Annotated in this window: 10 protein-coding genes; 4 read left to right on the top strand and 6 right to left on the bottom strand. The window is 66.0% G+C overall.

Features of this window, described 5'->3' with window-relative positions; genetic code table 11:
- Nucleotides 1-12: 12 nt before the first annotated feature.
- Nucleotides 13-3792, bottom strand: coding sequence for an EAL domain-containing protein (locus J2W36_RS03300; protein ID WP_307688240.1), 3780 nt, complete (start codon nucleotides 3790-3792; stop codon nucleotides 13-15).
- A 100-nt stretch (nucleotides 3793-3892) separates the two neighbouring features.
- On the bottom strand, nucleotides 3893-4870 hold the full coding sequence (dmeF, locus tag J2W36_RS03295; protein WP_307688239.1) for a CDF family Co(II)/Ni(II) efflux transporter DmeF: 978 nt from the start codon (nucleotides 4868-4870) through the stop codon (nucleotides 3893-3895).
- A gap of 109 nt (nucleotides 4871-4979) precedes the next feature.
- Between dmeF and J2W36_RS03290 the strand changes: the two genes are divergently transcribed.
- Nucleotides 4980-5258 carry a metal/formaldehyde-sensitive transcriptional repressor gene (locus J2W36_RS03290; protein WP_307688238.1) on the top strand — a complete coding sequence of 93 codons (279 nt, stop codon included), beginning with the start codon at nucleotides 4980-4982 and terminating at the stop codon, nucleotides 5256-5258.
- A 193-nt stretch (nucleotides 5259-5451) separates the two neighbouring features.
- On the top strand, nucleotides 5452-6303 hold the full coding sequence (locus J2W36_RS03285) for an undecaprenyl-diphosphate phosphatase (RefSeq protein ID WP_307688237.1): 852 nt from the start codon (nucleotides 5452-5454) through the stop codon (nucleotides 6301-6303).
- Here J2W36_RS03285 and J2W36_RS03280 read toward each other — a convergent pair.
- A complete protein-coding gene (locus tag J2W36_RS03280) occupies nucleotides 6221-7441 on the bottom strand; it encodes an OpgC domain-containing protein (protein WP_307688236.1) in 1221 nt (406 codons plus the stop codon). The genes J2W36_RS03285 and J2W36_RS03280 overlap by 83 nt on opposite strands.
- 148 nt (nucleotides 7442-7589) lie before the next feature.
- Nucleotides 7590-8579, bottom strand: coding sequence for a LysR family transcriptional regulator (locus tag J2W36_RS03275; RefSeq protein ID WP_307688235.1), 990 nt, complete (start codon nucleotides 8577-8579; stop codon nucleotides 7590-7592).
- Nucleotides 8580-8654: 75 nt separating this feature from the next.
- On the opposite strand from J2W36_RS03275, the gene J2W36_RS03270 reads away from it, so the two are divergent.
- A complete protein-coding gene (locus J2W36_RS03270) occupies nucleotides 8655-9629 on the top strand; it encodes a sodium-dependent bicarbonate transport family permease (RefSeq protein ID WP_307688234.1) in 975 nt (324 codons plus the stop codon).
- Between the two features lie 33 nt (nucleotides 9630-9662).
- On the opposite strand, the gene J2W36_RS03265 is transcribed toward J2W36_RS03270, so the two are convergent.
- Entirely contained in the window at nucleotides 9663-11180 is a 1518-nt protein-coding gene (locus tag J2W36_RS03265; protein ID WP_307688233.1) for a DHA2 family efflux MFS transporter permease subunit, read from the bottom strand.
- A gap of 302 nt (nucleotides 11181-11482) precedes the next feature.
- Between J2W36_RS03265 and J2W36_RS03260 the strand changes: the two genes are divergently transcribed.
- Entirely contained in the window at nucleotides 11483-13054 is a 1572-nt protein-coding gene (locus tag J2W36_RS03260) for a tetratricopeptide repeat protein (RefSeq protein WP_307688232.1), read from the top strand.
- A gap of 32 nt (nucleotides 13055-13086) precedes the next feature.
- On the opposite strand, the gene ribB is transcribed toward J2W36_RS03260, so the two are convergent.
- A complete protein-coding gene (gene ribB, locus J2W36_RS03255) occupies nucleotides 13087-14232 on the bottom strand; it encodes a 3,4-dihydroxy-2-butanone-4-phosphate synthase (RefSeq protein ID WP_307688231.1) in 1146 nt (381 codons plus the stop codon).
- Nucleotides 14233-14335: the final 103 nt, after the last annotated feature.

Here is a 14335-nt window from a genome sequence, read left to right as displayed (position 1 = left end):
TCGCGGCGTCGATCACTCCGGTGCCACCACCATGCTGCGCAGGACGTTCTCCGGGCGCAGCACCGCCTCGATCGGCTCGGGCCGGTGCAGCAGGAAACCCTGCGCGAAGTCCGCGCCCATCTCACGCAGCTTCAGCAGCACCTCCTTGTTGTCGACGTACTCGGCCACCGTTTTCACGCCGACGATCTGCGCCACGTCGATGAAGCAGCGCACGGCGGCGCTGTCGAGCGGGTCGTCGAGGATGTCCTTGACGAACTGGCCATCGATCTTGAGCACGTCCACCGCCAGCGACTTCAGATAGCCGAACGATGACGCGCCGGCGCCGAAGTCATCGAGCGCGATGCGCACGCCCAGCGCATGCACCTGCTCGATGAACAGCGACGCGTCTGCCAGGTTGGTGATGGCCGCCGTCTCGGTGATCTCCAGGCAGATGCAGCGGCACACGGCGCTGCCCGCGTCGCGAAGCATCTGCGTGGCCTGCCGATGAAAGGCGCGGTCGCCGATCGACCGGCCCGACAGGTTGATGCACAGCGAATCGATGTGCCCGTGCGTGGGCAGCGCGGCCAGCAGATCGATGGAGCGGCGCAGCACCCAGCGGTCGATGCGCGAGGACAGGTTGAAGCGCTCGGCCGCCGGCAGGAACGAGCCGGGCTGGATCAGCGTACCGTCGGTCTCGACCATGCGCAGCAGCACCTCGGCATGCAGGCCCTGCGGCGCGTCGTCGATCATGAAGATGCGCTGGGCATAGAGCGCAAATCGGTTTTCGTCGAGCGCCAGCTCCAGCCGGCTGGCCCACTGCATTTCGCCGTGGCGCTCGTGCATGGCCGCGTCGGTGTCGAACCAGGTGTGGCAGCGGTTGCGGCCGGCCTCCTTGGCCGCATAGCACGACGTGTCCGCGGCTTGCAGCAGCGATGCCGTACTGGCCCAGCGCCGGTCTACCGGTACCAGGCCGATGCTCGCGCCAATGCGAAAGCGCCGGCCATCGTGCGCAAAGCGGTAGTCGTCCATGCGGTCGCAGATCTGTTGGGCCGCGCGACCGGCCTGCTCGCTCGTGCAGTGCTCCAGGATCACCGCGAACTCGTCACCGCCCAGGCGCGCAAGGGTGTCGCGCGAACGGACGGTCTCCGACAGCAGCTTGGCCACCTGCTGGAGCAATTGGTCGCCGGCCGCATGGCCGCAGGCGTCGTTGACCAGCTTGAACTGGTCGAGGTCGATGAACATCAGCGCATGTTCGCGATGGTCTTCGTGGGCACTGTCGAGCGTGCGTTGCAGGCGCGCCTCGAACTCCGAGCGGTTGATCAGGCCGGTAAGCGCGTCGTGCGTGGCGCGAAAGGTCATCTCACCGCTCAGGCGCCGCTGTTCGGTCACGTCGTGGAACACCAGCACGGCGCCCAGCAGTTCGCCCTGCTCGTTGAGGATGGGCGAAGCCGAGTCTTCGATGCCGAACTCCAGCCCGTTGCGCGAGATCAGCATGGTGTTGCGTGCCAGCCCCAGCACACGCTTCTCCAGCATGCAGGCACGCACCGGCACCTCGGCGGGCATGCGGGTCTCGGCATGGACGATATGGAACACCTGCTCGAGCGGCCGGCCCATCGCCTCGCCCACGAGCCAGCCCGTCATGCGTTCGGCCACCGGATTGAGCCACGCGACCGCGCCGTCGGCGTGCGTGGTGATGACTGCGTCGCCAATGGACTGCAGCGTGACGCGCAGCAGCTCGTGCTGCTCGCCGAGTTCGGCCATCAGCGCACGCCGCTCGGTCACGTCCTGGAAAGCGCCGGCCAGCCGCGCTGCCACGCCATCGACGAGGTCGACCGTGCCCACCACGTGCACCCAGCGCGTGGCACCGTCGCGGCGGACCATTTCGAGCTCGACGTCGAAGCCGGTGCACTCCGCGATCGCCAGGCCCATGGCGGCCTCGATGATCGGGCGCGCCTCGGGCGTGAAGAAAGCAAGCGACTGCTCGAGCGTAGGCTGGTAGCCGCGACGCATGCCGTGGATGCGGCAGACTTCGGGCGACCAACGCACGCTGCCGTCGTGCAGATCCAGCTCCCAGCCGCCCACGCCGGCGAGCGCGCCCGTGCGTTCGAGAAAGTCCTGGGAGCGCTTGAGCTCGCGCTCGGCGCACTTGTGCTGGGTGATGTCCTGCGCGGTGCCATGCACCAGCCACACGTCGCCGCTGGCATCGCGCACGGCCTCTCCGCGCCCGTCGATCCAACGGTGTTCTCCGTCGACGCGCACGATCTCCAGCTCGACTGAAAAGCTCGCGCCGAAGCGCACCGAGATATCGATGGCGCGACGCAGGCGACGCCAGCTCTCGGCCACGTAGTAGCGGGCACGCCGGCCGGCACCGGGCGGCGGCAGGGTCGGATCGCAGCCGAACAAGCGGTAGAGCTGCGGCGACCAACTGGTGACGTCCACCCCCACCTGCCACTCCCAACTGCCGATCTGCCCTAGCTCCTGCGCCTTGTCGAGCGCCATGGCGCTCTGGCGCAGCAACTCATGGATGCGCTCGCGGCTGTCCATTTCGTCGCGCAGGTCGGCTTCGATCCGCTTGTGGTCGGAGATATCGCTGACCTGCATGAGAAAGCCGGCCACGCCGCCGGCGAACAGGTCGGGCGCGTAGTGCGACAGGCCGTAGCGCACGGCACCGTCGGGAGCCGTCATGCTGCGCTCCTCGGTGCGCGCTGCACCTCGCAGCACGGCCTCGATGTGCGGCAGCTGTTCCTGGAACCAATCTGGGCCCTGCAGGTCGCGCAGGTGCATGCCCACGAGTGAGCCGGCCTCGACGCCGAACCAGTTCTCGTACTGACGGTTGGCGAAGCGGCACCGCAGGTTGCGGTCCCAGTACGCCATCATCGACGGCACGTTGTCCACCACCAGGCGCAGGTCGGCCTCGTGGCGCGCGAGCTGGGCGGCGGCGGCCTTCTGCGCGCCGATGTCGCGCAGGAACTGGGTGGCTGAGGCCAGCTCGCCGTCGTCGTCGAATTCCGGCACCAGCGTGAGTGCCACGTCGACCAGCGACCGGTCCATGTGCAGGCGCACCGACTCGTAGTGTTGCGGCCCGCCTTCGCGCAACGAGCGGAAGGCGTGCGCCTCCTGGGCCTGCTCGCCCGCGGGCACCAGCATGCGCAGGGGTTCACCCAGCGCCGTGGTCGCGGTGTAACCGAACATGTGCTCGGCCGCGGGGTTCCAGCGCTCGATAAGACCGAGCGCCGACACGCCGATCACGGCGTCCGCGCTGTGTTGCATCAGGAGCGCGGCATGTTCGGCAGCGCGCATGTCGCGCCGTGCATGGCGCAGTGCCCACCGGCCTTCCAGGGCACGCGCGACGGCCACCGCCAGCTGGCGCAGCGTGGTGCGCTGCCGGTCGTCGAGCCGCCCCGGCACGCGGTCGAACACGCAAAGCGTTCCGATGCGCGTGCCATTGCTCAGGCGCAGCGGCGCGCCGGCATAAAATCGAATCTGTTGTGCGCCCGTGACCCAGGGGTGATCGAAAAAGCGCAGGTCGAGCGTGGCGTCCATCACCTCGAGCAGGTCGTCGCCGAGCACCGCATGCGCGCAGAACGACAGGCTGCGCGGCGTCTCGGTCAGACCAGCCAGCCCGATGTTGGCCTTGAACCACTGACGCTCGGAATCAATAAGGCAGACCAGCGCGATCGGCTTGCCGCATACCAGGGAGGCCGCCTGCGCCAGGGCCTCGAACTCTGCCTCTGCGGCGCTGTCGAGCACGTCCAGCGCGCGCAGTGCGGCCAGGCTCTCGGATTCATTGTCGCGCTTGGGTGCGGCTTTCACGGACGGGTTCCTCATTCACCGACAGATGCGCCAGTGAGAACACTGTGCCTGCACGCCCGCCCTTCCAAAGCCGCCATCAAAGCGGCATTGGCCCGCCAGTTCAGACCTTGCCTGGCACCGGCCCGGCCATCGTCTCCAGGGGATTGACCTCCACGGTGATGTGCACCAGTTCCTCATGGATGCGCAGCTGGCGCTTGAAATCGTCGGGCGTCGCGCGGGTCTGCGTGGCCAGCGACACGATGCAGGCGTACTTGCCCTTGCCGACCCGCCAGACATGCAGATCACACAGCGTGGCGGGAATCGGGCTCGCGGCGATCACCTCCCGGATTTCAGCCACCACCGGCGCGTTCATTTCGGCATCGAGCAGCACGCGCCCCGCCTCGCGCAGCAGACTCCAGGCCCATGCGGCGACCAGGCCCGCGCCGAGAATGCCCATCACCGGGTCGAGCCAGCTCGCACCCCAGAGCTTGCCGCCGACCAGGGCCGCGATGGCCAGCACGGAGGTCGCCGCATCGGCGACCACGTGCATGTAGGCCGAGCGCAGGTTCAGGTCACCGGAATGGCTGTGGTCGTGGTGGTGCCCATGGGCATGCCCGTGCCCATGTCCGTGAGAATGCCCGCCGCGCAGCAGCCAGGCACACACCAGGTTCACCAGCAGGCCCACGGCGCCGATGGCGATGGCCTCATCGTAGTGAATGGCCGTGGGCGAAAGCAGCCGTTCGGCCGACTGGAAAAGCATGAACCCAGCCACCATCACGAGCAGGATGGCACTCGTGTAGCCGCCCAGCACCTCGATCTTCCACGTACCGAACGCGAAGCGCTTGCTGCCCGCCAGCCGGCGCGCCACGACGTAGACCAGCACCGACAGTCCCAGCGCCAGTGCGTGCGAACTCATGTGCCAGCCATCGGCCAGCAGCGCCATCGAGTTGAAGGCCCAGCCGCCGGCGATCTCTACCACCATCATGGCCGCGGTCAACAGGGCCGCCCACAGCGTGTTGCGCTCGGCCAGCGGGTTGCCTTCGTCGAACACGTGGGAGTGTTGCCAACCCTGCGGGTCGGCGTTCGGGGAAAGAATCATCGCGTCGTCCTCCATACTCCCCCCCAGTATAAGACAGCGTACGGGCCAAGAGGGCCTTGTCGTGGGCATCGCACCCCAGGCCGGCCGTCGCACTGACTAGAATTTGGGCATGGCACACACCATCCAACACAAGAAACCGCTGCTGACCCGCGTGCGACGCATCCAGGGGCAGGCCGAGGCGCTGGAACGCGCGCTCGAAGACAGCGTCGATTGCATGGCCGTGCTTCAGCAGATCGCCGCCCTGCGCGGCGCCGTGAACGGGCTGATGTCCGTGGTGCTCGAGGGCCACATCCGCGACCACCTTGGCGCCGAGGGCCTCTCGCAAGCCGAGCGTGACGAAGCCACCGACCAGGTGGTGGCCGCGTTGCGCTCCTACCTTCCGCGCTAGCAGAGGCCGGCGCGCGCCGCCACCTGCCCCCCCCCCCCCGCGCACCGCGCCGGTATTGGCGCGGGCCTTGCATGCGCCTCGTCCGCTGCAACCGTCCACACCGTCGTCTTCTCAGCCCTCTTCACTTCTCAACGCATCCAATGAACTTAATCCCGCACCAGACCGCACCCGCCATCCCCTTCGGTACGCAGCCATGAGCGCGGGCGCAAGCAACGTCATCGGATGGATCGAAGCTGCCGTCCTGGGCGTGGTGCAGGGCCTGACCGAGTTCCTGCCGATCTCGTCGAGCGCGCACCTGCGCATCCTCGGACCGCTGTTGCCGTCGGGCGCCGATCCAGGCGCCGCTTTCACGGCCATCACGCAGTTGGGCACCGAACTGGCCGTGCTGATCTATTTCCGGCACGACATCCTGCGGATCGCACGGGCATGGGCGGCGTCACTGACCGGGCGGGGCGGCGCGCTCGATCCCGACGCACGCATGGGCTGGCTGATCATCGTCGGCACCCTGCCCATCGCCGTGCTGGGCCTGCTGCTGAAGGACTTCATCGAAGGCAGCCTGCGAAATCTCTACATCACCGCGACGATGCTGATCGTCTTCGGCCTCGTGCTGGGCGCGGCCGATCATTTCGGACGCAAGCGGCGGGAACTCAGCGAGCTGTCGTGGCGGGACGGCCTGCTGTTTGGCTTCGCGCAGGCGCTGGCGCTGATTCCGGGGGTGTCGCGCTCGGGCGGCACCATCACCGCCGGGCTGCTGCTCGGCTACCGGCGCGAAGCAGCTGCGCGGTACTCGTTCCTGCTCGCGGTGCCAGCGGTCATGGCGTCCGGTTTCTACCAGCTGGCCAGGTCCTGGGGGCAGCCCGGACCGGTGGCTGCCGGCCCCACCCTGCTGGCGACGGTGGTTGCCTTCGCGGTGGGCTACGGCGTGATCCTGGGTTTCATGCGCTTCATCTCCACCCGGAGTTTCAGGCCCTTCGTGTACTACCGGCTGTTACTGGGGGCGCTGGTGCTGGTGCTGCTGCAGACGGGGTTCCTGTCCGCGGTGTGAGGCGGCCCGGGCGATCGTTCTTCTCGCTCTTTTCCTTCTCCTCGCGCCGCTGCACCCACCAGGCGACCGCGTACAACCCGCAGAATACGACAGCGAGCAACAGCACGTCGCTGGCCCATGAGGTGGCGGGGTTGTTGCGACCCACGAAGGACAGCACCAGGAACACGGCCACCAGGTGCGCGCAGAACACCGGCAGCGACGCCGAGCCCATGGCTTCGAGCACACGTGGCCGCCATGGCAGCCGGTTCAGCAGAGGTGGGCCGAACCGGATGGCCACGATGCACAGGGCCGCCAGGTTCACCAGCCGGAGCGGCCCGAGGTGCCACTTGTCGAACAGCAGGTTCAACCCCGCATCGTCGCCGAACGGCGCCTGCCCGGTCGGCCCGAAATGGCGCCAGCCCAGGCAGAACCCCGCCACCACGATGGCGCCGCCTAGAAGCCAGCGCGGGAATGTGAAAGGTTGCGCGTCCGGCGCATTGCGGCTCGCGCCCATCCACATGCCCACGAACCAGAGAAACTGCCAGGTGAAGGTGTCGAAGGAGCCGGTTTCGTCGTAGGGCACGGGGACGTGCAGACGGCTGCTCACCACGGCATACAGCCATTGGGTCGAGCCGAACTGGGCCACGGCCCACAAGGTCGCACTGACCGCGATCGGCCACTGCCACCCGTGACGCATGGCAAAGGCGATGACCCACGGGCTCATCAGCATGAACAGGATGTACATCGGCAGGATGTCCAGGAACGCGGGCTGGTAGACCAGCAGCAGCGAGTAGGTCAACGCGTCGTGCGGATGGGCCAGGTAGTACCTGACCATCTCCTTGATCTCGGTATGGTCCACCCGCAGCCCGACCGCCGTGATGACCGTGAACACGAACAGCAGCAACGCCGCCTGGATGAGATAGATTTTCAGCGCGCGCCGCCAAAAGGCGCGACGCATCACGTCGACGCCCTGCGCATAGCCGATGCGGCTGTAGACCAGCCCCGACACGAAGGCCGACAGCAGCACGAAGCCCTCCGCTGCAGAGACAAAGCCGAATGGCTGGCCGACCGGATCGGTGAAACGCGACGGCACGTGCGTGATCGTCATCAGGACGAGCATCAGCCCGCGCGCCACGTCGAGTTCCCAGAGTCTTTTCATGATGCGGCGCCCAGTGAGGTCGTGTGATCCCGCGGTGAGAAGAATGCCTCCCGCAATCATTCATCCTGTCCTGACGCCATCGAAGCGCAAAGGTTCCAGCGTTTGGAACCCGCGGCGGCCCATGCCGCGCGTGACTGTGGGTCATTTCCTACATTTGGAGGATGCTCCCTGTCGCGCGTGCACGCTTGCGAGCTGCCAACTCGTCGCGCCGTTGCGCAAGCAGACGTGTGCGCAAATCGTCGATCAGGGTGCGCGCCGGCAATGACAGTGCACGGTCCTTGCGCCACACCAGGTGCCACTGCCGCCTCAGTGGAAAGCCCGCGACCGGCAGCACGGCGAGTCCATCGACGGCCGGGTCGCGCGACAGGGTGTGACGCGACAGCACCGCCAGGCCCAGACCGGCGCGCACCGCATGTTTGATAGCCTCGTTGCTGCCCAGCGCCATGCGCGGCGGCCAGCTCACGCCTTGCTGTGCGAAGGCTTCTTCGGCCACGGCGCGGGTGCCCGAGCCGGACTCGCGCACCAGCAAGGGCTCGCCCGTCAGGTCGGCGAGCTTGAGCCGGCGCCGGTTGGCCAGCGGATGGTCGAGCGGCGCAATGAGCACGAGCGGGTTCTCCAGAAAGGGCCAGCGCTCCAGCGGCAGATGCACGGGCGGGCGCATCATCGCGGCGAGCTCGTCGTCGCCTCGTTCCAGACGCGCCACAACGGCGTCGCGATTCTCCACTGCCAGCTCGATCTGGATACCCGGGTACTGACGCGCAAAGGGGCCCAGCAGGTCGGGCAGGAAGTACTCGGTGGTCGTCACTGCAGCGATGCGCAGGCGGCCACGCCGCAAGCCCTGCAAGGCGGCGGCGTCTTCTTCGAACTGCTGCCAGCAGGCGCCTAGGGACCGTGCCGTTTCCGCAAGCCGAAGCGCCACCGCAGTCGGCGCCAGGTTGCGCCCGTGCGGCTCGAACAGCACCAGTCCGAGCGCGGCCGACAGTTCCTTGATCTGCGTGGACACGGTGGGCTGGGCCAGGTGCAGCGCCTTGGCCGCGCGGCCCACACCGCCAAGGCGCACGACTGCTTCGAGGCTGCGCAACTGCACGAGGCTGGCGCGCCACGCCTTGTCGAGGCCGGGGGGTGATTCCTTTTTCATAGAGATATCCGATGTGTTGTATCGGAACATATCACTTGTTTGCATGAGCGCAAACCCGGACCATCGGCGCCCATCATGCAGAACTTCCTCGACCCCGCCATCCTCTTCTTCGTCTTCGGCCTGTTGGCCGGTGCGCTTCGTTCCAACCTCGAAATTCCGCCGCAGATCGCGCGCTTCCTTTCGCTCTACCTGCTCATGGCGCTGGGTCTCAAGGGTGGCTTTGCACTGGCGAAATCGGGTCTCACTGCCGAAGTGCTCGTCAGCCTGGGCTGCGCGATCGCGCTGGCCGTGGCCGTGCCAGCCATCGGCTACCTGCTGCTCAAGCGGCGCCTGTCGCGCTACGACGCCGCGGCCATTGCCGCGACGTACGGCTCGGTGAGCGCGGTCACTTTCATCACGGCCTCGCAATACCTGGAATCCAGTGGATTGCCTTTCGGCGGGCACATGGCAGCGAGCATGGCGCTCATGGAATCGCCCGCCATCGTGATGGCGGTGGTGCTGGCCACGCTGGCGCGGCGTCGGGATCCGGCGGTGCGGCTCGCCACATCGGATGCGTCGCCCCACGGGCTGGGCAAGGTGCTGCACGAATCGTTCACCGACGGCGCGCAGTTGCTGCTGCTGGGCGCGATGGTGGTCGGCATCGTCACAGGCGAAACCGGCCACAAGGCGATGCAGCCGTTCTCCGGCGATCTGTTCCAGGGCATGCTCGCTTTCTTCCTGCTCGACATGGGACTGCTGGCGGCACGCAACTTCGGCTCGCTGCGCACGGCATCGCCTTGGCTGCTGGCCTATGCCGTGTGCGGGCCGCTGGTGCATGCCAGCATCGCCTTGGCACTGGCAGCAGCTTGCGGCCTCTCGGTGGGCAACGGTGCACTGCTGATGGTGCTGGCGGCCAGCGCGTCGTATATCGCCGTACCCGCGGTGTTGCGCGTGGCCATTCCGGAGGCGAGCCCGTCGCTGTACTTCGGCATGTCGCTGGGGCTGACGTTTCCGTTCAACATCCTTCTGGGAATCCCGCTGTACGTGGGAGCGGCGCAACGGGTGCTGTGAGCGGCCGACGCACCATGGTGCTCGGCGCAGGTTCTACCCGGGCATTCGGTCCCCGTCGAGGTCGACTGGAGATACCGCGCGGCCCTTCAATAGGAACACCGCCGCGCATCCCCCAAGCGCTACGACGGCGAGCGCGCAAAGAAAGGTGTGGCTGAACGCCAGCCCCAGCCAGGCCGGCGCGGCGTGACCAGGTTCCGCGAAGAACGCAGATCCTGCGACGCCGCGGCCCTCTGGCGCGAGGCGAGCCATGCCGCGCGTCAGAACGACGGACAGCAAGGCCGCGCCGAGGGCGCCGCCGGCGCACTGCAGTGCATTCAAGCCACTGGTGGCCCGCGCGATCTCATGCTTGCGCAGGCTGCTCATCGCCGCACTGGTCGCAGGCATCATCGTTGCACCCTTGCCAAGACCCAGAATGAAGAGCGCGAGCTCGATGATCCAGAGCGGCGTCGTGCTCTCGAGCGCGCTGAGCATCAAAACAGCGACTGCGATGCACGCAATGCCCACCAGCACGACCCGCCCTGCCGCGATCCGGTCTGTGAGGATGCTCGCGATCGGCATCGCGAGCATCGCCCCCACGCCTTCAGCGGCCACCAGCATGCCGGTGGCGAATGGTGAATACCCGCGAAACATCTGAAGATACAAGGGCACCAGCAGCGACAGCCCGAAGAATGCAGCACCCAGCAGAAAGCTGGTGAGCGCGGCCGCGCCGACAGTGCGGCGCGCGAACAGGCGGACGTCGATGAGCGCGCCTTCGAAGCGCCGCGCGTGAAGCACGAAAGCACTGATCATCACAACGCCGAGCAGCACACACGCATTCGCATCGATCGAGCCCAGGCCTCCAACCGCCGTCGCCTTTGCCATGCCATAGACGAAAACCGCCAATCCCGGAGAGAGGAGCAGCAGGCCGCGCCAATCCAAGGGGCGAAAGCTCTTGGGTTGATCGGCTGTGAGCACCCGGTAAGCGGCGTACAGCGCCAAGGCGCCTATGGGCAGGTTGATGAAGAAGATCCAGCGCCAGGACGCTTCATCGACCAACCATCCGCCCAGAGACGGGCCCAGGACAGGACCGATCACAACGGGCACGCCAACGATTCCCATCACTCGCCCCATGCGTCGAGGGCCTGCCGTCTGGCTCAGCAAGATCATGCCCGCGGGCAGGATCATGCCGCCACCCAGCCCTTGAAGCACCCGAAACACGATGAGTGCAGGCATCGACCACGCGCAACCCGACAGCGCGGAGCCCACCAGAAACAGAACGATCGAGACCATGAAAAGGCGCTTGGTGCCAAAGCGATCGGCAGCCCAACCCGAGAGCGGGATGACGGCGGTCAGTGAGAGCATGTAACCTGTCGAAATCCACTGGGCGGTCTCCAGGGGCGATTCGAAGGCCTTCGTCAGCCCTCGAATCGCGACATTGATGACTGTCGTATCGAGAGTAGACATCAAGGCGCCCAGAACGATGACGCCCATCACCCGCAGCAGGTGTGGATCCAGCCTCTGCACCGATGGTGAGTTCGAGTCGACGCCCGAAGCGTCTTGAGAGAGGTTCACGAGACGCCTGCCCTCTTACACCGGGCGCCGCCATTGGCATCGGGCACCGATTTGCTTCGTTGGATCATGTTTTTCCCCAAGTGTTGGACATGCGCAGGCAGTGTCGAGCACCCAGCAAAAAAACGAAGTCGCAGCAGGTGACGGCGCTGGCGTGACCTTGTTCTCCTCCAGCACCAGGCCAACGCCCTCCCGGGGCTCCAAATCCGTCACCTGCTGTGACCTGTTCACCCGTGGCACCAGTGGCACGTCTGACTAAACTGAATAAAATGGATCGATTGGGACGAAATAGGTGCGGGCAAACGATGGCTCCAAGCGAAATCACCTCCCTTTATCTGCAGGAAGAGCGCATCAACGCAGCGGTTCATGCGCTGCTGCAGAGCGAAACCTTTCGGCGTGCAACGCGCATGCGGCAACTGCTGCAGTACCTGGTAGCCGAAACCCTTGCAGGCCGGGGCGAACGGCTGAAGCAGTTCAATATTGCGGTGGAAGCGTTCGGATATGGCAGCGACTTCGACCCGCAGGTACTGACCAGTGTGCGCACCGAAGCGTATCGACTCCGATCCCGGCTCGAATACTATTATCGAACCGAGGGTGCGACGGACCCATTGAAGATCTCGGTGCCGAAGGGTGGATTCATGCCCACATTCGAGCCCAGGAAACCCAGCATGATGGCGACTGAAGCACGCGCAGTCGCACGCATCGAATCCCCTCCTCGACTGCTGATCGTGCCCATCACCGGGCTGAATATCGCCGATGCGGACATGCTCGCCGCGTTTCACGACGAGATCAGCCTCCATATGGCCAGTCTTCCCCTGGTGGCGGTGTTGTCGCGCAGCACCAGCTCGAAACTCCGGCAGGCAGGCGACGGCCTGCGGCAAGCCGCCAGCGAATCTCAGGCCGCCTACGTCATGGAAGGCAGCCTTTTTCGCCAGGACCGGACCTATCGGCTGATTGTGCGCATCGTCGATCCACAGCAGGACGTCGTGGTCTGGTCGAACCGCCATGAGCAGCACGTCGAGGACATGATTGCGTTCCAGCGTCAGGTTGCCGCCGACGTGGCGGGATCCGTTCGGTCGTGGCTCGACAGCGCGATGGCGCCCCGCCGGGTGTTCAGCGACAGCTTGCTGCTGCGGGAATACCTGCGCAGCGCCATTCGCGACCGGACGGACGGCGAACTGGTCGCGCTCGGCCTGGGTCACCTCACGTCCGGCGGTACCGCGGATGCGACGTCGGTGTTCAACGAGGCCATCATGTCCAGCCCGGATGAGGGCCTGCAGCACACAGCGATGGGGCTGTGCCATCTCCAGTCCGGACGTCTTCAGGAGGCCCACAGCGCCGCCGAACGCGGCATCGAACTGGCGCCAGACTCGGCGTTTGCCCATTCGTCGCTGGCCGCGATATGCCTGCACATGCGTGACTTCGACGGCGCCATCATGTTCGCGCAAAAGTCGGTCGCCCTCGCTCCGGAGTTCGATGCCGTGAAGCTGCTGCTGGGCGACTGCTATCTCTACGCGGGGTTTCACAAGACTGCGATCACCCAATTGGAGGAGGCGCGCCACCTCATGCACGAACATCCCGCAGCGCTGGCGCACCTGGGCTACGCGTATGCCCGCACGGGCCAACAAGGCAAGGCACGGCGCCTGCTGCGCATGCTCCAGGATGGCGCCGACAGTGCGGACGGTCCCAATGCCGCAGCCATGACCTTGATCCACACCGGCCTGGGTGAAGTGGAGCAAGCCTTCGAATGGCTGAATCGCACACTCATGTCGCGCCCCCACTCGCAGCAGTTGTTGCTGCTGTCGTCACCGGCCTATGACAGCCTTCGCGCATATCCCCGCTTCAATGCGCTGGCCGGTCGCGCCCACGTTGTGTAGCAATCCTCGCCCGGCCTTCCCGCCCCAAAGCCCTAAGAGGTGGCGGTGTCGATGCGTCTTTCTCCCAGCACGGACAGCCCATATCCCGAGACGGCAACCAGACTGTGCCGATGGTTCGACAGCAGGATCACCTGCTGGATGCCGAGCTCGGCCAGCACCATGGCGCCAACGCCGTAGTCACGAAGCTCCTTGACCTCCGCGTCCTGGTCGTTTTGTCCACGCAGTCGCACTGCCGCGGTGAATGCATCAGCGCGCGGCTTGTTGATGATCACCACGACGCCCGCCCCTTCGTCGGCAATCATCTGCATCGACCGCGCGAGATAGGAAGATGGCTCGCCGATCTCGCCAAAAGCGTCGGCGAAGATCGACAGCGCATGCATGCGCACCAGCACCGGCTGTCCAGGGTCGACGACGCCCTTGACCAACGCCACCTGCTCGGTCTTGCTCGCATTGTTCCAGAACACGTGCGCCTGCCACAGTCCGCCCCACTGGCTGTGGAAGGGCACCGCCGCTCGTCGTTCGAGGGGGTGGTCGTGAAGCAGCCGGTACGCAATCAAGTCGCGGATCGTGCCGATCTTCATGCCGTGCTTGCGCGCAAACACGATCAGATCATCCAGGCGCGCCATCGTGCCGTCGTCCTTCATGATCTCGCAGATGACCCCGGACGGATGGAGCCCGGCCAGGCGTGCCACGTCCACCGAGGCTTCCGTGTGGCCCGCGCGAACCAGCACACCGCCGTCACGTGCGCGCAGCGGAAAGACATGCCCCGGGCTCACGATGTCCGCCGGCCCCTTGGCCGTATCGATGGCTACGGAGATCGTTCGCGCCCTGTCCGCCGCCGAAATCCCGGTGCTTACGTCCTCACGCGCCTCGATCGAAACGGTGAACGCAGTTTCGTGGCGCGTTCCGTTCGAGCGACTCATCGGCTCCAGCCTGAGTTGGTCGACGCGCTCTTCGGACAGCGCAAGACAGATCAATCCCCTGCCATGCGTTGCCATGAAGTTGATTGCTTCCGGCGTCGCCATCTGCGCCGGGATGACCAGATCGCCCTCGTTCTCGCGATCCTCGTCGTCCACCAGGATGAACATGCGCCCGTTGCGCGCCTCGTGGATGATCTCCTGCGCAGAGGAGATCCGTGTTTCGGCCTCGCGGACCTGTCTGATTCCGTCGTTGATCATATGAAGTCTCTCCTCAGGGCAGCGCCGGCAAGGGACTCTTCCGACCATGGCATCGTGTGAATGCCGATCTCCAGGCTTCGGCCAAGGCTCTTGAATTTCATGT

The sequence above is a fragment of the Variovorax ginsengisoli genome (genome assembly GCF_030811835.1).
GTDB classification, from domain to species: domain Bacteria; phylum Pseudomonadota; class Gammaproteobacteria; order Burkholderiales; family Burkholderiaceae_C; genus Variovorax; species Variovorax ginsengisoli_C.
The sequence above is the reverse complement of the archived record's forward strand: the minus strand, read 5'-3'. Positions and strand labels throughout refer to the sequence as shown.